The sequence below is a fragment of the Xenorhabdus griffiniae genome (assembly GCF_001028135.1).
GTDB lineage: Bacteria > Pseudomonadota > Gammaproteobacteria > Enterobacterales > Enterobacteriaceae > Xenorhabdus > Xenorhabdus bakwenae.
In genome coordinates this window covers 1-23,504 of record NZ_LDNM01000025.1, presented here as the reverse complement: position 1 = coordinate 23,504, position 23,504 = coordinate 1, and the positions used below count along the sequence as shown (strand labels likewise).

The 23,504-nt window shown below is 52.1% G+C and carries 17 protein-coding genes; 15 read left to right on the top strand and 2 right to left on the bottom strand.

Annotation, left to right across the window (positions count from 1 at the left end):
• Positions 1–12: 12 nt before the first annotated feature.
• The 8 genes from AAY47_RS07185 (at position 13) to tnpB (ending at position 16,683) form a co-directional block, all read left to right on the top strand.
• The gene (locus AAY47_RS07185) at positions 13–552 is read left to right on the top strand and encodes a toxin-activating lysine-acyltransferase (RefSeq protein ID WP_047768317.1); all 540 of its coding nucleotides are present in this window, start codon (positions 13–15) and stop codon (positions 550–552) included.
• Positions 549–13,835 (top strand): hemagglutinin repeat-containing protein, encoded by a 13,287-nt coding sequence (locus tag AAY47_RS21665; RefSeq protein WP_053014222.1) that lies wholly within the window; start codon positions 549–551, stop codon positions 13,833–13,835. The genes AAY47_RS07185 and AAY47_RS21665 overlap by 4 nt, the downstream gene beginning before the upstream one ends.
• A complete protein-coding gene (locus tag AAY47_RS07175; RefSeq protein ID WP_047768316.1) occupies positions 13,822–14,046 on the top strand; it encodes a hypothetical protein in 225 nt (74 codons plus the stop codon). Before AAY47_RS21665 ends, AAY47_RS07175 begins: the two co-directional genes overlap by 14 nt.
• 50 nt (positions 14,047–14,096) lie before the next feature.
• Positions 14,097–15,047 carry a TNT domain-containing protein gene (locus AAY47_RS19935; RefSeq protein ID WP_053014221.1) on the top strand — a complete coding sequence of 317 codons (951 nt, stop codon included), beginning with the start codon at positions 14,097–14,099 and terminating at the stop codon, positions 15,045–15,047.
• A gap of 1 nt (position 15,048) precedes the next feature.
• Positions 15,049–15,462, top strand: coding sequence for an Imm63 family immunity protein (locus AAY47_RS07165; protein WP_047768314.1), 414 nt, complete (start codon positions 15,049–15,051; stop codon positions 15,460–15,462).
• Between the two features lie 97 nt (positions 15,463–15,559).
• Entirely contained in the window at positions 15,560–15,859 is a 300-nt protein-coding gene (locus AAY47_RS07160; protein WP_047768311.1) for a hypothetical protein, read from the top strand.
• A gap of 231 nt (positions 15,860–16,090) precedes the next feature.
• A complete protein-coding gene (tnpA, locus tag AAY47_RS07155; RefSeq protein WP_047768309.1) occupies positions 16,091–16,393 on the top strand; it encodes an IS66 family insertion sequence element accessory protein TnpA in 303 nt (100 codons plus the stop codon).
• Positions 16,387–16,683: an IS66 family insertion sequence element accessory protein TnpB gene (tnpB, locus tag AAY47_RS07150; protein WP_047768307.1), complete on the top strand. Its 297-nt coding sequence runs from the start codon at positions 16,387–16,389 to the stop codon at positions 16,681–16,683. The genes tnpA and tnpB overlap by 7 nt, the downstream gene beginning before the upstream one ends.
• On the opposite strand, the gene AAY47_RS07145 is transcribed toward tnpB, so the two are convergent.
• Both AAY47_RS07145 and AAY47_RS07140 read right to left on the bottom strand, forming a co-directional pair.
• Positions 16,680–16,988, bottom strand: coding sequence for a hypothetical protein (locus AAY47_RS07145; RefSeq protein WP_047768305.1), 309 nt, complete (start codon positions 16,986–16,988; stop codon positions 16,680–16,682). The two genes, tnpB and AAY47_RS07145, sit on opposite strands and share 4 nt — an antisense overlap.
• 20 nt (positions 16,989–17,008) lie before the next feature.
• Positions 17,009–17,260 (bottom strand): hypothetical protein, encoded by a 252-nt coding sequence (locus AAY47_RS07140; RefSeq protein ID WP_047768304.1) that lies wholly within the window; start codon positions 17,258–17,260, stop codon positions 17,009–17,011.
• 828 nt (positions 17,261–18,088) lie between these two features.
• Here AAY47_RS07140 and AAY47_RS21660 point away from each other — a divergent pair.
• The 7 genes from AAY47_RS21660 (at position 18,089) to AAY47_RS07110 (ending at position 23,240) form a co-directional block, all read left to right on the top strand.
• Positions 18,089–18,316, top strand: a complete 228-nt coding sequence (locus tag AAY47_RS21660; protein ID WP_152669782.1) for a hypothetical protein — start codon at positions 18,089–18,091, stop codon at positions 18,314–18,316.
• A 424-nt stretch (positions 18,317–18,740) separates the two neighbouring features.
• A complete protein-coding gene (locus tag AAY47_RS07135) occupies positions 18,741–19,658 on the top strand; it encodes an integrase domain-containing protein (RefSeq protein ID WP_047768302.1) in 918 nt (305 codons plus the stop codon).
• Between the two features lie 169 nt (positions 19,659–19,827).
• On the top strand, positions 19,828–20,442 hold the full coding sequence (locus tag AAY47_RS07130) for an antirestriction protein (RefSeq protein ID WP_235428309.1): 615 nt from the start codon (positions 19,828–19,830) through the stop codon (positions 20,440–20,442).
• 119 nt (positions 20,443–20,561) lie between these two features.
• A complete protein-coding gene (locus AAY47_RS07125) occupies positions 20,562–21,050 on the top strand; it encodes a hypothetical protein (RefSeq protein WP_235428308.1) in 489 nt (162 codons plus the stop codon).
• Between the two features lie 59 nt (positions 21,051–21,109).
• A complete protein-coding gene (locus AAY47_RS07120) occupies positions 21,110–21,418 on the top strand; it encodes a TA system toxin CbtA family protein (RefSeq protein ID WP_047768300.1) in 309 nt (102 codons plus the stop codon).
• Between the two features lie 91 nt (positions 21,419–21,509).
• A complete protein-coding gene (locus AAY47_RS07115) occupies positions 21,510–22,433 on the top strand; it encodes a DUF1281 domain-containing protein (RefSeq protein WP_047768298.1) in 924 nt (307 codons plus the stop codon).
• A gap of 117 nt (positions 22,434–22,550) precedes the next feature.
• Positions 22,551–23,240 (top strand): N-6 DNA methylase, encoded by a 690-nt coding sequence (locus tag AAY47_RS07110; RefSeq protein WP_047768296.1) that lies wholly within the window; start codon positions 22,551–22,553, stop codon positions 23,238–23,240.
• Positions 23,241–23,504 lie beyond the last annotated feature (264 nt).

Here is a 23,504-nt window from a genome sequence, read left to right as displayed (position 1 = left end):
GGGGGGACAAAAATGTTAATCGGTGATTATGACGTGCGTGCCCCCCTGATCCTGGGCGGGCACGACAATGATACAGAGATGCTGGGGGCTGCAACCTGGCTGTGGATGCACTCGCCTTTGCACCGGGATGCGCCGATAAGTTCGCTTGCCACCCTGCTTCTGCCGTTTATTAAAGCCCAGCAGTATGTGCTGGTCAGTCAGCAGGGCCAGCCGGTGTTTTACCTGAGCTGGTCACGGTTTGATGAAGAGACCGAACGCCATTACCTGACGACGGATGACGGGGATAATCGCCGCCTGGCATCGAACCGGGGCGCACGGCTCTGGATTGTGGACTGGATAGCGCCGTTTGGGCACAACCGTGTCATGGCGGATTTCATCAGACATGACATTTTTCCTTATCAGTGTGTCCGGGCGCTTTATCACAAAGGTTCAACACGTGGGGCGCAGGTGATCCGTTTTCGAGGGACCGGCGTCAGCCGTGAACAGGCCGCCACATGGTGGGATGACTATCCCCTGACCGTAGACTTACCTGAAAGAGGGACTGCGCGATGAATAAACATTGCTACCGTGTGATTTTTAATAAAACCCGTCAGATGCTGATGGTGGTGTCTGAGTTAGTCAGCAGCCACACGGCCGGACAGGCACGGGACAGAATATCGGTGCCTTCATTGTCGTCAGCCCGTGTGGCCTTAACCCCCTTGGTGTTCGGGGTCTCACTGGCGCTGGGACTGGTCAGCCTGGGGGCACAGGCCAGCATTGTGGCGGACAACAATGCGCCCGGTACGCAGCAGCCCTCCGTGATTTCCACGGCCAACGGCCTGCCCCAAATCAATATCCAGACGCCGAATGGTGACGGGGTTTCCCGCAACCAGTACAGCCAGTTTGATGTGGCACAGCGGGGAGCCATCCTCAATAACAGCAGCGTCAACACCCAAACTGAACTGGGTGGTCTTATCACCGCGAACCCGTGGTTAGCCCGGGGCGAAGCGAAAATCATCCTCAATGAAGTGAACAGCCGCAACCCCAGCCAACTGAATGGTTTTATTGAAGTCGCCGGTCAACGGGCGGACGTCATTATTGCTAACCCGGCAGGCATCACCTGTCAGGGTTGTGGTTTTATCAATGCCAGCCAGACCACGCTGGCGGCGGGGAAAACCCTGCTGGAAGGCGGGCGCCTGAAAGGGTTTGAAGTGGACGAGGCGCATCAGGGACTCATCAGCGTGGAAGGTAAAGGGCTGAATGATACCGGCAGTGATTATACCCGTCTGATTGGCCGCGCCGTCAATATTAATGCCAGACTCCACGCCAGCCATTTAACCGTGACGACCGGGCGCAACCGGGTGGATGTCCAGGGTAATGTGACTGAAATTCTGTCAGAGAGCCAGAAGAATAAACCGGCATTCAGTCTGGATGTGGCGGCGGTCGGTGGCATGTATGCCAACAAAATCAAGCTGGTCGGCACCGAACAGGGCGTCGGGGTACGCAATGCCGGGCAGTTAGGGGCGCAGGCCGGCAATCTGACGCTGGATAGCCAGGGCAAACTGACGAACAGCGGTGTCATAACGGCGTCTGCTGATGTGACTATCGATAATTCGGGTGCGCTGGAGAATCAGGGAGATATCACGGCGGGTGTCGATAAAGAAGGCAAGTGGACACAATCCGGCACCCTGACCATTGAGAGCAGCGGTCTCCTCACCAATACAGGCACGATAGCGGCATCGGATAACCTGACTGTCGATAATCAGGGCGATTTAACGAATCAGGGGCGGCTATCGGCAGGCAACAATAAACCGGGCAGCCTGAAACTCAACAGTGGTGGTCACCTTGCCAACGGCGGGACAATAGACGCCTCTCTTGCGGTGAAGATTAAGAATCAAGGGAATTTCATCAATCAGGGCGATATCACGGCGGTTCAGGATATTACCGTCAACACCCGTGATCACCTGGATAACCAGGGCCGGATGTTGGCCGGTCGTCACCTTGATATCCACAGTGCTTCGCTGGCAAGCCATCAAAATGTGCAACGGCCGGCTGATCGCCAGCAACCCCCTGTACTGGCCGCCGGCGCGGACAAAGACGGCAAATTAACTCAGCCGGGTAACCTGACGCTGGATATCAGGGGGAAACTGGATAATCACGGGATTGTGACCGCGTCAGACACTATCAACATTCAGAATAAAGCGGCGTTAACTAACGCCGGAGATATCAGCGCCGGGAAAGCGATGACGATAAACACCCCGGGCGCGTTGGTCAACCAGGGTAAAATGTTGGCCGGTCACCATCTCGCTATCCAGAGTGCCTCTTTAGAGAGCGGTCAAAACGGGTTACTGTCTGCGGGAACGAATAAAGCGCAACCGGGCAAACTGACGCTCAACAGCCGGGGTCAGCTGGTGAATCAGGGGATGATGACCGCCACGGAAGATATTGTTATCGAAGAGCCGGCGACGCTGGATAATCAGGGCGAGATAAACGCTGACCACAATATCAGGATCACCACGCCCGGAAAGTTGACCAATCAGGGTAAGGTATTGGCCGGCCACAACCTCGATATCCACAGTGCCTCTTTAGAAAGTGGCCAGCACGGCGTACTGGCGGCGGGGATAAATAAAACGCAGCCGGGCAAGCTGAAGATCCAGAGTCAGGGTAAACTGGATAACCACGGTATTATCAGTGCGTCCGATACCCTTCATATTCAGCATGAAGGGGCTTTCAGCCACTCAGGGGATATCACCGCCGGTGGCGATATCACGCTAAAAGTGCGGGATCACCTCGATAATCAGGGGAAAATGCGGGCTGGCCGCCATCTGGATATCCACAGTGCTTCATTAGTCAGCCATCAGAACGGGGTGCTGGCGGCCGGTACGGATGCTCAGGGCAAGCTGACCCGGCCGGGCAATCTCATCATCAACAGTCGCGGCAGGCTGGTCAATCAGGGGGTGATGACGGCGTCGGATGATATCACCCTCGATAATCAGGCTGCGCTGGAGAACCGGGGGGAGATAAGTGCTGACCATGATATCAGGATCACCACCCCGGGCAATCTGACCAATCAGGGCAAGGTGCTGGCGGGTCATCTCCTGGATATCCACAGTGCCGATGTAGACAACCAGAAAGGGGGTAAGCTGGCGGCGGGGAGGGATAAGACGCAGCCGGGCAACCTGAAGATCCAGAGTCAGGGCAAACTGGACAACCACGGCATTATCACGGCTTCCGATACGCTCTATATTGAGCATGAAGGCGCGTTTAATCACTCAGGCGATATGACCGCCGGTGGCGATATCACGCTCAAAGCCCGTGATGCTTTCGATAATGCCGGAAAAGTCCTGGCCGGACATCATCTTACTATTCACAGTGCTGCATTCGTCAGCCATCAGAAGGGGATGCTGGCGGCGGGGGCGGATGATCAGGGCAACCTGACCCGGCCGGGCAATCTTATCATCAACAGTCGCGGCACGCTGGTCAATCAGGGGGTGATGACGGCGTCGGATGATATCACTATTGATAATCAGGCCGCGCTGGAGAACCAGGGGGAGATAAGTGCTGATCGTGATATTAAGATCACCACCCCGGGTAATCTGACCAATCAGGGCAAGGTGCTGGCCGGTCATCTCCTGGATATCCACAGTGCCGATGTAAACAACCAAAAAACGGGTAAGCTGGCCGCGGGTATAGATAAAAAGCAGCCGGGGACGTTGAAGATCCAGAGTCAGGGCAAACTGGACAACCAGGGCATTATCACCACCGCTTCCGAGTCTGTCCATATTGAGCATGAAGGTGCGTTTAATCACTCAGGCGATATTACGCTCAAAGCCCGTGATGCTTTCGATAATGCCGGAAAAGTACTGGCCGGCCGTCACCTTACTCTCCACAGTGCCTCATTCGTCAGTCATCAGAAGGGGATGCTGGCGGCCGGCACGGATGCGCAGGGTAACCTGACCCGGCCGGGCAATCTTATCATCGACAGTCGCGGTCAACTGGTCAATCAGGGGGTGATAACGGCGTCGGATGATATCACCCTTGATAATCAGGCCGCGCTGGAGAATCAGGGGGAGATAAGCGCTGACCATGATATCAGGATCACCACCCCGGGTAATCTGACCAATCAGGGCAAGGTGCTGGCCGGTCATCTCCTTGATATCCACAGTGCCGATGTAGACAACCAGAAAGCGGGTAAGCTGGCTGCGGGGAGTGATAAAAAGCCGTCGGGGACGTTGAAGATCCAGAGTCAGGGCAAACTGGGCAACCAGGGCACTATCACGGCTTCCGAGTCTGTCCATATTGAGAATGAAGGCGCGTTTAATCACTCAGGCGATATCACTTCGGGTGGCGATATCACGCTCAAAGCCCGTGATGCTTTCGATAATGCCGGAAAAGTACGGGCAGGCCGTCACCTTAATATCCACAGTGCCGCATTCGTCAGTCATCAGAACGGGGTGCTGGCGGCGGGTACGGATGGTCAGGGCAAACTGACCCGGCCGGGCAATCTTATCATCAACAGTCGCGGTCAACTGACCCATCAGGGCGTGATGATGGCATCGGATGATATCGATATCCAGAATCAGGCTGAGTTGAAAAATCAGGGAGAGATAAGTTCGGGTCGTGATATCAGGCTCAATACCCCGGGCAATCTGATCAATCAGGGCAGGGTGTTGGCCGGTCATCACCTTGATATCCACAGTGCGGCATTAGAAAACCAGAAAAAAGGGGAACTGGCGGCAGGCACTGACCCTCATGGCAAACCGACTCAGCCGGGTAATCTGACCCTCGACAGTCGTGGTCAATTGACCAATCAGGGGGTCATGGCGGCCTCGGACGATATTGTTATCAACAATCCGGCGGCGCTGGAAAATGCGGGGGAGATGAGTAGTGGCCACGATATCCGGCTGACAACGCCCGGACATCTGACTAACCCGGGCAAAATGTTGGCAGGCCGTCACCTTACTATCCACAGTGCTGCCTTATCCAATCAGGAAAAAGGGGTGCTGGCCGCAGGGGTCGATAATCAGGCAGGCCGTTTGTCCCAACCGGGAGACCTGACGATCCATAGCCCGGGTGAACTGACCAACCGCGGCGTGATAAGGGCATTCGGTGATGTGACGCTGCCTGATCAGGGCAACCTGCTGAATGAGGGCGATATTACCGCCGGGCAGGACATGACCATCACCACCCGCGGGCACCTCGACAATCAGGGGCGGATACTGGCCGGGCGCCACCTTGAAAGCCAGAGCACGTCATTGTACAGCCATCAGGGCAGTACCCTGGCGGCCGGTATGGATAACGCGCTCAGGCTGAGCCAGCATGGTAACCTGACCCTAAAAACCACCGGGGACGCCCGGCTGCACGGGCAGAATCTGGCCCATGACCGGTTATCGGTGAACGCCAAAGATCTCTCACTGGCGGGCAGTCAAACGGAGGCCGGTGATCTGACCCTGACGTCTGACACGCAGTTACATTTACAGGATGCCCACGTCAGTGCCCGTCAACATCTTACGTTATCGGCACCGGAACTGATTGATAACACGCGTGGCCGGTTGCAGGCGGAAACGCTGACCCTCCGCAGCCAGAAACTGAACAACCAGCAGGGTAAGATCACCCAGACCGGGCCGCAGTCGCTCATCCTGGATCATCAGGGCGGGATTGACAATACGGCCGGGATCATTGAATCCCGCGGGCAGGATTTGACGTTGAAAGCGCAGCGCATGACGAATGATAACGGCAAGCTGATCCATGCCGGAACCGGCGTGATGACCCTTGACACGGGCCACTTTCAGGGCAACGCCGGCCGCCTGATTTCTGACGGTACACTGAAACTGGCTGGGGGGGATTACCATCTGGTGAACAGCGTGACGTCGGCACAACACATCACGGCCCATATTCAGTCACTGGATCACCGTTCAGGGACGATGACCCAACGGGGCACCGGTGTCATGACGCTGGATGTTCAGCAGGAACTGGATAATGGCAGCGGAACGATGTCGGCCAATGGCACGGTGAAGGTCAATGCCGCGGCACTGAATAACCGGTCGGGCCAACTCATTGCGGCCGAAGACGGCCAGCTTCAGGTCACGGTAAAAAAACGGCTGAATAACCAACAGGGCCAGTTAGTCGCCTCCGCCGGGATGACCGTGGTGGCTGACGAAATCGATAACCGGCAGGGGAAGATGGCGGCGTCGAACGGGGATATCACCCTGACCTCCGGGCAGCTCACCAATACCGGGGGTAAAATTGCCGGTCAGCATAACCTGAAACTGACGGCTCAGGCGATTAATAACGAAAAAGGCCAAATCAGTGCGGGTACGGCGGATATCGATACGCACCAACAGCAACTGAATAATACTGCGGGTTCTATCGCCGCAGAACGGCATATGACGTTGCGAACCGGTGAATTGCTGAACCGCTACGGGTCGATACGCAGTGGCCAGAACCTGACCATCGATACCCACGGCCAGCAGCTGGATAACCGGGACAGTGGTCAGCACGGCGGGGTGTTCAGTCAGGGAGCTTTGCGCCTGACGGTCGCGGATCTGAATAACCAGTCCGGCCATATTGAAAGCCATGACGGACTGAATGTGAGCGGAAACACGCTCCTCAACCGGCACGGTCAGCTCCTGGGCGGGAAAGACACCCAACTGCGTGTGGATGAACTGAATAATGATCAGGGTTTGCTACAAAGTGGCGGCAAACTGACCCTCAACGCAAAATCCTTAATTAACCGCAACAGTGGTGATCATCACGGGATCACCAGCAAGCAGGCCATGATCCTGAATACCGGAACGCTGGATAACGAAAGCGGGGTAGTGGCCTCATTAGGCCGCCTGGATATCACGGCGGGTAATATCCATAACCGACAGGGAATGCTGGCGGCACAGACCCGGCTTTCTCTGACAGGCCAACAGATAAATAATCAGTCGGGTCGCATTCAAACCCACCAGGGTTTGTTCATTGATACGCAGGGGCAGACCCTCGATAACACCGGGGGCGTGATTGACAGTCAGGGCGCCCTGGAGGTGAAGAGCGGAGATCTGAAAAACCAGCGCGGCACCTTGCACGGCAAATCGGCCACGCTCACCGCCAGACAACTGGATAACCGTCAACAGGGTAAGATCCTGAGCGAGGCCGGGCTGCGTATTGAGACGGGTGAGCTGCTCAATACCCGGGGACAGATACTGGCGCTGGGCGATTTGACCGCTCGCGTCAGTCACCACATAGATAATACCGCCGGTTTAATCCGCAGTGGCGGTGATGCCGAACTGCGTGCGCAGGCCATCCACAATCAGGACACGCAACAGCAGGATAAAGGGATTGAGGGTAAAAATGTCCTTATCACGGCAGACACACTGCACAATGCCAAAGGGCAACTGTTCGGCACCGAAAATGCCACGCTGAAACTGGCGTCGGCGCTCGATAACACACAGGGACAGTTACAGGCCAACCAGCAACTGACCGTGCAGGGCAGCCAGCTGGCAGTGACTAATACGGACGGTGAGATCAAAGCCGGGAAGGCGTTGACCGTGGATGCCGACTCGGCCACCGGTGACGGCAAACTGCGTTCACTGGGCGATATCCAGCTGACCCTGCTGAAAGATTTTATTCATACCGGTGAAATCATGACCAATGGGCGTTTACGGCTGAGCAGTCAGGGAAATATCATCAATAACGGCCTGATCAGTGCCGGCACCCTGGCGGGGGAGGCGGATAACCTGACCAACGAGGCCACCGGGAAAATTCTGGCAGATCACCATCAATGGATCGTCAAAAATGCCCTTGTCAACACCGGGTTGTTGGATGGGGGCCAAACTTACCTGCGTGCCGCCGAACTGACCAACCAGGGCAGCGGGCGGATTTACGGTGATCATATTGCCATTGAAGCGGGGACGCTGAATAACTGGGTGGATACCGGGACAAAGGCAGGACTGGATAAGTGGTTTGCGGCAAAATCGGGCCATTACAACGACATCATGGCCCAGGGTCAATCGGCGGTGATTGCGGCCCGCCAACGTCTTGATCTGGGTGTGGGTGAACTGAATAACCAAAGCCACAGCCTGATTTACAGTGACGGTGATTTTGCCTTTGGCGGCAAGCTGGATGACCAGTACCGGGCCAGCGGAAAAGGCCAGGTTATCAATAATCACAGCGCCTATATGGAAGCGATGGGGGAGATGCGGCTGGCGGCCGACACCATCAATAACGTCAATGACCATTTTGAGACCCAACTTGAGCGCATTTCGCAGACGCCCATGGAGGAATATCAGGTCTGGGGGAAACGTTATGATGCGAAAAACCACCGTATCACGATGGATAATGATGAAGTGGATCACGTCTGTGTGGATGACCTGGGATGCCGGGATAACTTCCAGATTTACCGGTACACCCGCACGACAGAAGAAACCCGGGTGAAAGAAACCGATCCGGCGAAGATACTGGCCGGGAAAAACCTGGTCATCGATACCACGACGCTGACAAACGACAAGGGCCAGGTGGTGGCCGGGGGATTGCTGACGGTCACGGGCGGGGAGATCAATAACCTGGATATGCCGGGTGAGCGTTATATCACCGATAAAGGCCAGGTGGAAAATTTTTGGCGTATCAAGAAAAAAGGGCGTGACCGGCAAGGCTGGGGGTCATCGCGCTATGAACCCCCAGAGCAAATCCAGACTATCACCCTGACCCCCGGGACGATCCGGGCATCACAGGGTACGGTCACGCTGGATGGCCAGCGCCCGGTGGATTATCAGGGCACCGTGACACAGATAACGCCCGTCCAGGGCGGGCAAATTAATGCCGGTCTGACGGAAGCGGCAACCCCGTCGAGTGAAGTCGCCTTACGGCCGGGACAGCGGCTGGAAGTGATTATCCCGCCCGCGATAGTGACGGGCCAAAGGCCGACAATGACCGGTGGCACCGCAGAGACGCCGGTTATCGCGGGGGAAAAGCTGACTGAACCGGGTAAAACCTTCACGGTGGGTGAAAAGCTGACCCGTGCCGGTGAAAAAAACACCGGATGGGATGAAAGGATCACGAATGTGGGCGAGAACCCCCTTGACGGGGCGGAAAGGATCACCAATGTGGGCGAGAAATCCCTTGGCGGGGCGGAAAGGATCACCAATGTGGGCGAGAAACCCATTGGTGTGGCGGAAAAAATCACGAATGTGGGCGAGAAACCCACCGGTGTGGCGGAAAAAATCACGAATGTGGGCGAAAAGCCCCTTATCGTCCGCACGGAAGTGCCGAATTATCAGTTACCGGACAACAGTTTATTTAAACTGAACCTGCCGCCCGACAATACGCCACCCACACCGGCGGTGGCGGCGATCGACAACCTGCCGCTGGTTGAAACCGATCCGCAGTTTACCCAGCTGAAAAAATGGCTGGGGACGGACTATATGCAGCAGCAGCTGCGCTGGGATCACAATAACATGCACAAGCGGCTGGGGGATGGTTTCTATGAACAGCGCCTTATTCGTGAGCAGGTGATTAACCTGACCGGCAAACGTTATCTGCCGGGATACCAGAATGATGAGGAACAATTTAAGGCGCTGATGAATGCCGGTGTGCGTGCCCGGCACGCCTTTAATCTGGCGCCGGGGATTGCCCTGAATGCGGAACAGATGGCCCATCTCACCGAAGACATGGTCTGGCTGGTTAATGCCACCGTTACCTTACCGGACGGCCGCCGGCAAACTGTGCGGGTTCCCCAGGTGTATGTGCGCACGCAGGCCGGTTCACTGGATGGTACCGGTGCCTTGCTCAGTGGCAGCCAGGTCAGTGTGCAACTGCGTGGCGACCTGCTTAATCAGGGCCGGATTATCGGCCAGGATATCCACATCCTGGCAGAGAATATCCGCAATCAGGGTGGTCTGCTGCAAGGCAACCAGATTGATTTGCAGGCCCGGACCGATATGATCCAGCGGGGCGGGGCGATTGGCGCCGGTCAGTCCCTGACAATAGGAGCGGGGAATACGATTGATATCGCCAGTACCACCCACAGCGGTGAAAAGCAGGCCGGCAATAACCGGTTCAGTGCCACTTACGTGGATAATGTCGCCCGGGTGTATGTGCAGGGGGCGGATGGCAAACTGCACCTGCGGGCAGGCAAGGATATTTATACGTCGGCCGCCCAACTGATGTCACAGGGTCAACACAGTGAGATCCAGTTAGACGCGGGACGGGATATTCAGTTCGGGACCGCCAACACCGCGCAGGGTGAACACCTTGAATGGAGCCGGGATAACTATTTGACCCACACAGAATCAGGCGAAATGGGCACGGACATCAACAGTGCCGGGCAGGTCAGCCTGCGTGCCGGCAGTGATATTAGTCTCAGGGCAACCGGTATCACGGCCGGCAGAACGCTGCAAGTGGATGCGGGACGGGATGTGGCTATCGTGGCGGGTGAGCAGCAGCAAACCCATGACGAATACCGGAAGGTAAAAGGCAGCAACAGCTGGGTTTCCTCGACGACGACTACCACCCGGGAGCAATATGACCGCACCCAGGCGGTCAGCAGCACCCTGAGCGGCGATACGGTAAACATCCAGTCCGGCCAGGATACCACCGTTCAGGGCAGCAATGTGGTGGGCACCCGGGATGTGGCACTCCATGCCGGCCAGAATATGAACATCACCACGGCCGAAGAGAGCCATCATCAGTTCACCCGGCAGGAAGAGAAAAAATCCGGCCTGATGGGCACCGGAGGCGTAGGCTTTACGATGGGCAGTTCGGCGTTCAAACAATCCCATGACAGTGATGCGACTGTGCAAAAAGGCAGCACCGTGGGCAGCAGTGACGGGCAGGTCACCTTGCGTGCCGGCGAACAGGCCACCGTGCAGGGCAGCGATATCATTGCCAGTAAGGATATTGATATTGAAGCCAAAGATGTGGTGATGACGGCCGCGAAAAACAGCCATACCGAACTGAGCAAAACTGAGCAGAAGCAGTCAGGTTTGACGCTGGCCTTGTCCGGGGCGGTGGGCAGTGCGGTTGACACCGCCGTAAAAACGGCCAATGAAGCCAACGACACGAAAGACAGCCGCTTGCAGGCGCTGAAAGGCACGCAGGCTACGTTGTCCGGGGCGCAGGGCTATCAGGCGTGGCAGCTCAGTCAGGCCGACGCCGCAAAAGCCGATGCCATCAATCAGGCAGGCGGGGACGCACAAAAACCGACCGATACCATTGGTATCCAGCTTTCTTACGGCAGCCAGTCGGCGAAATCGGCAACCCGCACGGAACAGACGCAGTCACAGGGCAGCAGCCTGAGTGCCGGGCGGGATATTCGCATTAAAGCCACCGGAGACAATACGGTTTCTGACAGCGGCGATATTCTGGTCAAAGGCAGCAGCCTGAAAGCCGGGCACGATATTGAGATGGCGGCGAAACGCGATATCGTACTGGAGTCAGCTGAAAATACCCAGACCACACGGGGCGAAAACAGCAGCAAAGGCGGCAGCGTCGGCGTGGGGCTGACGGCTGGTCAGGGCGGTTACGGCATTAAATTCTCGGCCAGCGTCAACAAGGGCAAAGGCCATGAAACCGGCGATGGCATCACCCATAGCGAAACCGTGGTTGATGCCGGTCATCAGGTCAGCCTGAAATCGGGGCAGGATACGCGGCTTAAAGGCGCACAGGTCAGCGGGGAGACCGTGACAGCCGATGTGGGCCGCAACCTGCATCTCGCCAGCGAACAGGATAAGGACAATTACGACAGCAGGCAGGAAAACGTCAGCGCCGGGGCCAGCTTCACCTACGGCTCGATGAGTGGTTCCGCCAGTGTCAATGCCAGCCGCGACAAGCTGCACAGTACATTTGATTCGGTAAACGAGCAGACCGGCATCTTTGCCGGCAAAGGCGGGTTTGATATCAAGGTGGGAGAACATACCCAGCTTGACGGCGCGGTGATTGCCAGCACAGCAGAGAAAGATAAAAACCGGCTGGACACCGGCACGCTGGGCTTTAGTGATATCCAGAACAAGGCAGAGTACAAAACCGAACACCAGAGTGTCGGTATCAGTACCGGCGGCGCGGTGGGCAGCCAGCTGGGCACCAATATGGCCTCAAATATGCTGGCCGGCACCAATAAGAGTGGCAGCGAGTCCTCCACCACCCATGCAGCGATCAGTGACGGCACGATTGTGGTGCGGGATGCGAATAAGCAGAAACAGGATGTGGCTGACTTAAGCCGGGATACCGATAACGCCGCCAATGGCCTGAGTCCGATTTTTGACAAGGAAAAAGAGCAACGGCGGCTGGCACAGGCACAGGCTATTGCTGAAATCGGTACCCAGGTAATGGATATCTACAATACGCATGAAGCGATTAAGGCGACGAAAGCCGCGACGGAAAAACTGAAAGACCCGCAAGCGCAGCAAAAACTGAAACAGGATGCGGAAAAACAACTGAAGGCTGAAGGTCAGGCCATCGATGCGAAATCTGTTGCTGACCGGGCGTATAAGATAGCCTATGACGGTGCCATCAGAGCGCAGGGCGCCGATATCGGCAGCAGCCAGCGTCAGGCGGTGACGGCAGTCATCGGGGCGTTGCAGGGTCTGGCGGGCGGTGATATCCCATCGGCCATTGCCAGCGGCGCAGCGCCGTATCTGGCCAATGGTGTGAAAGCGCTGACCTATAATGGTAAAGACCACTATGATGAGTTGACGCCGGCAGAAAAAGCCACCAACCTGATGGCGCATGCGATCTTAGGTGGCGTCATTGCTGAAATGAAGGGCGGCTCAGCGACTGCCGGGGCAACGGGCGCGGTGAGCGGGGAATTGGCCGCGTCTGCTATTATGAGTGTACTTTACGGAGATAAAACATCGGGCGAGCTATCACCCGCAGAGAAGGAAATCATCAGCAACTTGTCTACACTGGCAGGTGGGATTGCCGCAGGGCTGGCCACTGACTCTACGGCAGGCGGCGTGGTGGGGGCACAGAGTGCCAAAAACGCAATTGAATCTAACTATTTGTATGAAGATGACAGCCGCAACCTTGATAGAGAGTTAGCCGAGTGTAAGGCTAAAGGAGGGGACTGCGGTGCTGTCATTCAGAAGTATTTGGATATCAGTAATAAGAACAGTGCTGAATTGCAGGAAAAATGCAGCGGAGGTGGTATTACCTGCGTAACTTATGAAGATCTTATTCAAGCAAATACGAATGTTGCGTTTGATGAGGGATCGTTACAAATTCGGTTATCGGAGAAACTGAAAGACCCGGATGCTATTAAGATAGTGCAATATTTGAATGGCAAAGACTTGCAGTTCCTGAAAGACAATATTACCACTTCTGACAGAGTTGCGGCTGTCGCTTTAGATCCAACTTCATGGCCTGTAATGGTCTTTGGTGCAAAGGCGATGATTCAGGGGGCGAAAGGGAAAGAGCAACTCGTTGCGGCAGGGATCACCAGTGGTATGAATGCGGCTATTCAGTACGGTACGACGAAAGAAGTAAAACTTTCTGATTTGATTGGTGCAGGTATTGTTGGTGCTATTACAGCCGGAAAAGGTTATAACCCCACTGTAACGTGGAATGCGGTAGGTGGTTACTACACGGCAGAAATTAAAGGGGATGATCCTTTCTTAAATGCGATATTGAGTAAAGCAGGTGCCAGTGCAGGTTATGCGACTGGTAATGTTATCAAAGTACCAATGGAGAAAGTACTTAATCCTATATCGAAACAATATAAATGGGAACCAATAGGTATTTGGACTATTACAAAGCCTGTGAAACAAAGTTCAGTCCCATCAGTGGTTGGTAACTTTGGTGATTCAGCCGTATCAGGTTGGTTCAACTCTACTGTTGGCGGAGCAATGCAAGAAGGAAAACAACAAAATGAAAAAAAATAGAATTAAATCAATAGTAATTATGTTTTATCTGTCATTTTCTTTTTTCTTGGCTGTCTTCTTGCTGAGTGTTATATCACAGGCTTTTAGTTTATGGTTTATAGACAAAGCCGATATTTTTTGTTCCATCAAAGACAATATAAGAGTTCATTTGCAAATTGGAGGAGCTGGTGCTTTAGCTGGGTTTGTACTTTGTTTATTTAAAATGTATTAGCCAGAAATAAGCAACTCGAAGAAAAGGGTAATTCGCCTGAATATGCTGCCTTGCGTGACCAGTTAGCGAAAGAAACACTAACAATTGATGTTCCACAACCGGACGGTACAGTCGCTCATTATGCGTTTCCGATGTTCCAGTATGGGAAAACCGATGCGCTGACAGACAATCTTGTGTATGCGGATGGTAAATACCAGTTAACGACCCGTGCAGGTGGTTTGTTACAAACCGCAGGTGGAGCAGTTGAGGTTATCGGTGGCACAGTGTCTTGTGGTACAGGTATTGGCTGTGCGGTTGGTGCGGTGATGGCGACACAGGGACTGGATAACATGAATGCGGGTTCTAACACCTTAGTGTCAGGTCAACCAGTGAAAACAATGGGGGCTAAAGGACTTGAAGCGTTGGGTGTCCCGCCGGAATATTCAGAAATTACCTATGCGGTAATCGGGCTGGGTGGCTCTGTAACCACGGTATTGACATCACCGAAGACAGGGAAAACGGTCACGGTATTGGTAGATAAGGATAACCTGATCACAAAATCTTTCTCTGATAAGGGAAATGTACCAAATGGAAATTCAACGCCAAAACAGACAAATCTGCCCAGTAATATCATCGCAGATGCAGAAGCGGGTGGATATTCATATTACGATAAGTTTAGAAATAAAGATGGCAGTTGGAATTGGCCTAAGAATTTAGGTTTTGCTGAAGATCCTGTTAAAACTACTCTTCCTGTAGGAACACGTTTGGACAGGTATGGAAAGCCTGATGGTTCATTTCTTGCTCCTAAAGGAACGCCTTATGAACAAAGAGCTTTAGCACCTGGTGCAAGAGCCGAAAAATACTATGAATATGAAGTGATAAAGCCTTTACCCGTAATACAAGGAAAAATTGCCCCTGCTTTTGAACAGCCTGGTGGTGGTATCCAAATTTTACCAAATTTGGAAGAAAGAGTAGATGTTCAATGGCTTATAGACAATGATTATCTTAAAAAGGTGAATTAAAATGCTGCATTCAATTGATGAAATACAAAAAAAAATTAACGAATTAGGGGCTAAAATAGGTATTCACTATAGAGATCTGCATATTTTTGCAGAATCTCCTGGAGATGGTAGGCCTCATATTACACTTGATAATGATCAATATAATTATGTTTGTGCTGAAAGGGGAGTTGAGTTTTCTAGAAAGGTAACCTCATCATTAGATGAATTGCTTTATTGGATTATGTCTAGTTTTGTCCGTGAAGTAGCGTACCAATATGAATTGGATCATCGCATTGAAAATAGAGATGGAAGACGTATTGCTTTTCCAATGGTCATTGAACTTATGGGAAAGCTCCAGCCAGCATGGGGATTGAAAGCGAAAAGTGAAATTGATGAAACGCTTTCTAGAAGCCCTTATGATGATGATAGCTATTAATTGTTACAGTGAAAAAAGCAGTTGAGTCAAACTACCTGAGAGTGAATGAACTGGATGGCTTTGCGCATAAAGTCCGTACTTGCAGAGGGGTAGTAATATGTTAAAAAATAAGGATATACACGATATTGATAGATTAATAACTTTATTAAAAAGCGTTGTTATTTATTTGAAACAATTGGGATATGAAGAAACATTTTGTCCAGATTTAAAAAAATCTATCAATATTCTTGAAAACAAATCCATAAACGGTATGGGTAATCTACATGATTACATCATGGGAGAGTTCAGAATGATGGCGGATAGAGGACAATACGGGGAAGAATATATAGACTCCCTGACTAATGAAATTTCCATGATTGTATCGGAAAACTCTCTCTTTAATAAATTCAATCGATAGATATAGCTTATTTTTTGAGTGGTTAAGAAATGGATTTCCTTTGAATTTTCTGTCGATTATCGCGAAAAACGCCGTTGACCACAATCGACTAACAACCAGTCTGGGGAATGAGAGGTCCAGTCTCTGGTAGAAAAAGGCATTTCACCGGTAAGCGTCCGGTGATCTCACCTTGTTCCTTCCATTCGACTCCTGCACGCTACGGCTTCTTATCTTTCATTTGGAGCCCCAATCATGCGCCGTAACCGATACACCCCGGAACAAAAACAGCAACATGTGACCCAATGGCGGCACAGTGGCCTGACCCGAAAACAGTATTGTGAACAACATCAGCTGAATTTTTCCTCTTTTCGGGACGGGATCGCCGGCAGTAAAAAACCCCCTCAAGACCCCAACCCGGGTTTGTCAGCCTTGTTACCCGTTTCACTCCAGCCCGCCCAGACACACACGGTCACCCTGCAGACGTCCGACGGCTATGCCATCACCTGCCCGCTGGCATTATTGCCGGAGGTGATTCAGGTGCTGACCCGATGCTGAAGCCCGAACAGCTTTTTCTGGTGCGGGAACCCGTTGATATGCACCGGGGAATTGATGCCCTGACCCAGCATATTGAACGGTTAAACCTGCGCGGACAGGAAGAAGCGGCGTTTGTTTTTTGCAACAAGGCCCGCTCCCGCCTCAAGGTGTTGCGCTGGGATCGCCATGGGGTCTGGTTGTGTACCCGCCGTTTGCACCGGGCCCATTTTGTCTGGCCCAAACAGGGGGAACGCAGCTGGATGATGACGCCCGCTCAGTTTGACTGGCTTATCATCTCAAATAAAAATTAAATATCTTCTTCCAGTTTTTTACGATCTAAATCCAGTAATTCCTGAAATTCCTTTGATTCTTTTAATTCCTGGGTTTTTTCTTTGAAATCTGTGTTCGTATAAACATCTGGACTCGTATAAATCAGTTGGCTGGCTTCTTTACCTTCTTTGACACATATGATACGTATATCAACTAATATCGTATTATTATCATAACCTACAGATATAGTTCCATCATTTTTTAGCGCATTCTCATATTCTTCTTTTGATGAGTACGATGACGGTTCTCCGTACTTTTTCTCTAACAATTTGCTGACTGGCTTCACGTATGAGCCAATATCAATATCTAATCTCTTAAATTTTCCATTAAAAAAAATGCCATTGCCCCACGCTTTTTGTTAGCAAGTGAAAAATCAGAGCACGAATAAAGTGATATTTCTTTTATTCGAGGGCTTTCTTCAAATTTTTCAAAATTACATAACTTCTTCGAAAGAAACTCTTCTTCTATCATGCCAAATTTTGCATCTTTATACCCATCAACTGCCATTGCTCCAAAGCTAACCATTCCCAGTGTAAGCATAATTACTAATTTTTTCATGTTATCTCCTTTTTTGCTTTAGATATTGATAGATTAATAACTTTATTAAAAATCGTTATTATTTATTTGAAATAATTGGGATATGAAGAAACATTTTACCCAGATTTAAAAAAATCTATCAATACTCTTGAAAACAATTCTATGAATGGTATGTATAATCTACATGATTACATCATGGGAGAGTTTAGAATGATGGCGGATAGAGGACAATATGGTGGCACAGGGACTGGATAACATGAATGCGGGTTCTAACATTGTAGTATCAGGTCAGCCAGTGAAAATAAATTTTATTAGCCATAACTGTCTGATTCAGGAAAATTCCTGTAAACCATTAATAAAATAACAAGTCATAATATGAAACAATACTTCACCGATGCCCCGCAAAATACAGGCAATTCTTACACTTGTATGATGGCTTTTATTGTCGTCTGCCGCCTTGCCGGGTTGAAACATGACAATGAACACAATCCAGCTTTTAATATCTCTCTCACGGCATGGAACAGGTCACGATCAGTGAAAGAATACAGCATATAAAGGGAAATGACTTTATGCTTGCGGTAACTGCCCACAGTAGATCCAAATTTTTAACTATTGAGCTATATTAATTACGGGCATCTCACAAGCCTGTCTGCGTGATAAACAGAGGGAAATACCATTTTTTATCAAGAAAATAATGATATTTTCCCCACACTTCATCATCAAACAAAAATTTGACCCCACTCAACCCAATCGATAAAGTATTTAACTGTTACCAATGATCCATTGCCTGTAAGGATCAGCGTTGAGCGGCGAACAAAAACTCCCGTAGCCTGAAAGGGAGTGCATACCATGCGGTACATCTGCGCACTTTTGGAAGCAGATATCATCGGACACATAACCCATCGTTTCGATGATGAAAGTTTCCCGGTGTTATTCACCACCGGCTACCGACACAACAGGGCAGAACATTCCCTGCCTCACGCTAATCGATACCGTTTTAACCGGTACGACATTCACCCACGTTTTGCCTTTATCACGATAAACGTCTCGAAAACTTCGCGGCGTCACTTGCGTTAACGCGCAGCGATGACCAAGTGACGCCGCCAGGCGTCAACGTCCAGAGCATGTCCGGTCTGGCTTTACGACCCATTTGAACCACGCATTACTCAAAGTCACCCGTTATTTCAGTCATTTTCTGATCCTGAACCCTTTTATTCGTTTGTTTTTTAACCCCCTACCTGGCAACAGGCTGATGCAGTAAAAAGGAGAAATCACACCACGTCATGATTAATGAGGCGTTCATCCTGACTAAAATCAGGCTCTGAACGGGGAGTACTCCATCGCCGTGCCCGGCACGTAGCGAACTCCTGCAAAAACTCAACACAATTTTCCCCTGCTACACATTATCTGACGCACCACGGAACGGTGAACCTGAACCGACACGCAGGGACTTGTTTAAAAAACGAATAAAAACAGAGAGAAAGTGACAAGAGAGGCGTAGATGGCGCAGAAATCGGCACGTTCAAAAATTGAGTTGTTCAGAAAAGAATTTATCACCCATGCCCGAAACGGGCGCGGAAGTTTTGCGACGGTGGCGGATCGAGAACGGATTGCCCGACAGTTCCTTAATTTTCTAAAAGATAACGGGATTAAGCTCCGACAGATGGACAGCCTCAAAGCCAAATACATTGAGCGCTATATTGCTGAGCGTAAGGCCAACAAAATCAGTCACCGAACCCTGCAAAATGAGATGTCAGCCCTGCGGACGATTTTAAGGCAGGCGGGCAAGCATAAACTGGCCGCACCGGATAACGCCCGCCTGAGTAACCGGGCACTGGGTATTGTCAAGACGAGTCGCACAGGCACTAAAACGGCATTAATGCCTGCGGAATTTCAGGCGGTTTTCCAGCAGGTTGAGCAAAAAGACCGGCGTGTGGCGGCGGTCATGCAACTGGCCTATGTGCTGGGGTTACGTACCAAAGAAGCGGTGGAAGCCTATAAATCCCTGGACACCTGGAAAAAAGCGCTGGAAAACGGGCAGACCTCTGTGCGGGTGGTGTTTGGCACCAAAGGCGGGCGACCCAGACAGACGCTGATACTGGATCGGGAAGCCTTGCAACAGGCGATTGCCTACGCCGAATGCGAGCAGGCAGGGCGCAGTGGAAAACTGATTGATAAACCGACGGTTATTCAGGCCATAGATCGTTACCGGTATATTGTCAGAAGGGCAGGTCTGAGCGGCAAGAAAGCCCCGCACAGTATGCGCTATCATTTTGCCCGGCAATCGGGTGAATATTACACCGCGCAGGGTTTCAGTGAGCGGGAAGCACAGGCACTGGTATCGATGGATTTGGGGCACGGTGATGGGCGTGGGCGCTATATCCGGCAGGTGTATTACCCGAATATTGAGGATGAATAAGATCATCGCGCTTCTGATATTATTTTTTGTCTCGGAAAATGAATTACGTATTGACCTTATGATTTCCGTTCATTAGCGTGGTCAGACTTATCGATGATCCGGTCGCTTGTAAGGATCGCCTTCGGGCAGCGACACCCACACTCCCGTAGCCTGCAAGGGAGTACACACTGTGTGGTACATCTGCGCACCTTTGGAAGCAGATATCATCGTTGATGATGATGAAGGTTATTTAATCCATTCTGGCATTACGCCAGTCACCCGGACGGGGAACATGCTTCCCGTCGGGCAGGGTGTTCTCCGTCTTTTTTATTCACAGGAGAACATCATGCAAAAAAGTGAACTTATCATGCTGGACAGTCCCGCGCTGTCTGCGGCATTTCCCGGCAAAAAACCGCTGGAGCGGTTGTTTCTGGGGTTTCTGATTGCCAATACCGCCTCAACGTTATGCCAGGATGACCCGTCTGAGCAATGGACAGGCCGGCAGGTGTCTGAGTCGCTGGCCTATATGGTGCCGACATCAGCGAAAAACTATCCGGTTTACCTGCCGGACACGCAGTTAAGGGTGACACTGTCGGCGGATGCGTTCGGGCTGGCGGTGACGTCAATCGTGCTTGCCCGTATTGCCGCGCTGAATGAGCGGGATGCCTGTCGGTTTTGCGAATTGCGGGCATATGCGAAGCAACACCCGGAAAACGCGCTGATAGGGTCAGTCATGGCATTGGTGCCCCCCGAGGACTTTATCAGCCGGTCATTAATCGAAAATAAAAATAATCATTCTCACTGACGTTATCAGCCCATGACGCTGTTAACTCTTTTCTTAAGCGCCTGACCAGGGAGCCGAAAACACCTTCCCGGTCTCGGGCGGGTGTTTTCTTTATTTGACCTCAAATCAAGGAAATACGTATGAACCCGATTTTTTTACCGGCACCGGATGACACCGGTACGGTATCCCATGAAGAACTGTTTACTGTTCAGGTCACCGGCCTGATGCAGCACCCGCAAGCGAGGCAATCACTGCGGGAAGAAACCCTGACCGTGTGCGAAGCGGTCTCAGTCACCGAAGCGGTACAGCGGCTGAAAGTTATCCACCTGCTGGGCGACTGGCCGGTGCCGGAAACGTTATCTGACCAGTTTAAGTGCATTTTTTTCCCGCTGACCGTCATGATTTATGACGCACAGGATGAAAAAGTGCTCGGCGGCCGGTTTTATGACGAGATTGTCTGGGCACAGCCGGTGACACGGGCCTCAGAACGCCTGTCACTGGAAAAGCAACAGCAGCAGTTGTGTCAGTCAGCCGTGCTTGAGCAGGGCTGGCAGAATGCCCCGGAAGCCCGTGCCAGCCGCGTTATTGTCGTTGCATGTGATTTCACCTCGTTATCAACAATGCCGTGAAGTGCAGGAGATTCTCCGGCACGGCACGACAGTCAGCATTTAACCCGTGAGGTATGACTATGGCACCTTTACGTTTAACTGCCTGGCAGGTGATTGCCGGCACACTGCTGAAGCGGCATTTTGGCCTGAACCTGGATGATACGGCCCTGTGTGAAGCGGACACGGTGGCTGAGCTGATGGCCAGTGGCGTCCCGCCCTTTGAAGCCATTAACGCGTTAGTGGATAAGTACGATTTAACCCGGCTGGATGCGCAGGATATCCAGGGCAGTACACCGTATCTGGGTATTCATGATGAACTGAGGGTACTTTTCGACTGCGGTATTACCGGGACGCTGCTCAGTCAGAACAACGGGTCACTGTCTGAGTAACCCCTTTTTTTAATCACCCATCGGGGGAATGGTGCCCTGATGGCCCGGTTCCTCCGGTTTATGCTTATTAATCCCAATGAGGAACCTGACCATGGCAGAATGGGTCACCAATCAACTGGACATCACCGGCAAGTCGGTGTGTATTGACGTCATGCAACAATGGGTCTGCGGTGAAGAAATCCCCCGTTACCGTCAGGCCGTTCTGCAAAGCCTGCGGCTGTTTCTGGCCGGCTGTGCGGGAATACTGAAACCGGCCAAACCGCAAACCTATACGCCTTACCCGGCGTTAGTCCGTGGTACAACGGCACCGACACCGCAGAGCCTGGCTTTTGACCAGTGGCTGAAGCTGTTGCAGGATAATGTGCCGTTAAACAGCGACAACATTAAACGGACAGATAACCTGTACCGCCAGTCCGGTCTCAGCCTGATGCGCTGGGAAAACATCCCGGCGCCGGCGCGTGACAGTATCGCCCGTCTCCTGACCCGCCAGTATACCGACTGGTTTGGGATGGTGGGCTGGTCTGACACACCCGATATCGGCGCGTGCTGGGATAAGCTGAGTGTTTACCCGGAATCGGCGCCGCCCTGCGATATGCTGATGATAATGCCGACCCGGCTGGCGACTGAGATTAACGGTAACAGTGGCTTGTTGAAAGGCATTGCGACGACGGCACAGTTTTACGACGGGCAATACGGCCTTGAATGGCCGTTGGGTCACCATGTCCGCTGGGAGCGCCGGAATGTCAGCTGCTTAACCGTGCGCTTTGATTCCCCGTGGTCACCGCCGTCGGCTGAGCTGATGGGCGAACTGTCATCGGTGTTTGACTGTGAAATCCGCCACGGGTACAGCGCATCGTCAGGTCAGCTCAAAGGCTACGATTGCTATGACCAGGGCGAGCATGTGGACAGCGGCAACGGGCTGTCAGGACGGGAAAACCGGCCGGCGCTTTATCTGGTCAACGAGGAGAAGCAGGCGGTGAACCTGCCTGTGCCGGCCATCGCGGTCGGGCCATAGCCATTCGTTTAACTCACCATTAATGTATTGTTTTATCTTCACTTCAACCGAAAGGGGAAAACAGGTTCCCCCTTTCGGAACGTGTCTTCCCCGTATTTTTTACAAGGAAAACACGTGATGTCATCACAGCCGGATCACCAGAAAGCATTTATCGCGCTGTTTAACCAGACGGCGCGTTATCACCGTCGTTATCAGGTCTTTCAGGATTTTTGCAATTGTGCGATGGCCGCCATTCACAATAAATACTGTTACAGCGAGGCGCTGGAGCAGTATTACCTGAAAACCATCAAAAAGTACGAACGGGAGGATATTGACCGGATTGTGCAGCTGTTTTCCCATATGGTGCTGGGGCTGGCCCAGGCACCCGGCGATTTTCTGGGCAGTGTGTTTATGCAGCTGGGATTGGGGGATAAAACCCTCGATCAGTTTTTTACTCCCTGGAGCGTGGCCAGAATGATGGCAGAGATGCAGTTACAGGATGTCTCTGAATTATTGAAAACCCAGCCCTTTGTCACCTTCCATGAGCCTTGCTGTGGTGCGGGCTGTATGACTTTAGCTGTTGCTGAGGTATTAAGAGAACAGGGGCATGATCCGTTATGCAGCCTGTGGGTGTCAGCGATAGATATTGACCCGCTGGCGGCGGTGATGGCTTACATCCAGCTTTCCCTGACCGGCATTCCGGCCGCGGTGACTATCGGTGATGTACTGAATGATCCCGGTAGCCAACGGACACGCTACACGCCGGCGCATTATCTGGGTAACTGGTCTCAGCGGTTACAGGCGTATCAACAGCCCCGGGTGGCATAAATTTCCTTTTCACTTTGGCGCCTTTCGGGGCGCTTTTTCTGTTTTCAAATCACATTAATTTATTGAATTTATGATGAAAATTAAGGTGATTCGGTAAGTGAATCCATGGATGAATCGAGTCAGTTTAATTTTCATTTCCGCAAAAAGAGTTTTTCCTTGTTTCAGACTGGGATTCACCGACACTGAGTCCAATTTGAACCGAAGGAGAATGTAATGAACGCATCCCAACCACTTGGCCTTTGGCACCGCACTGGAATTGAGAGA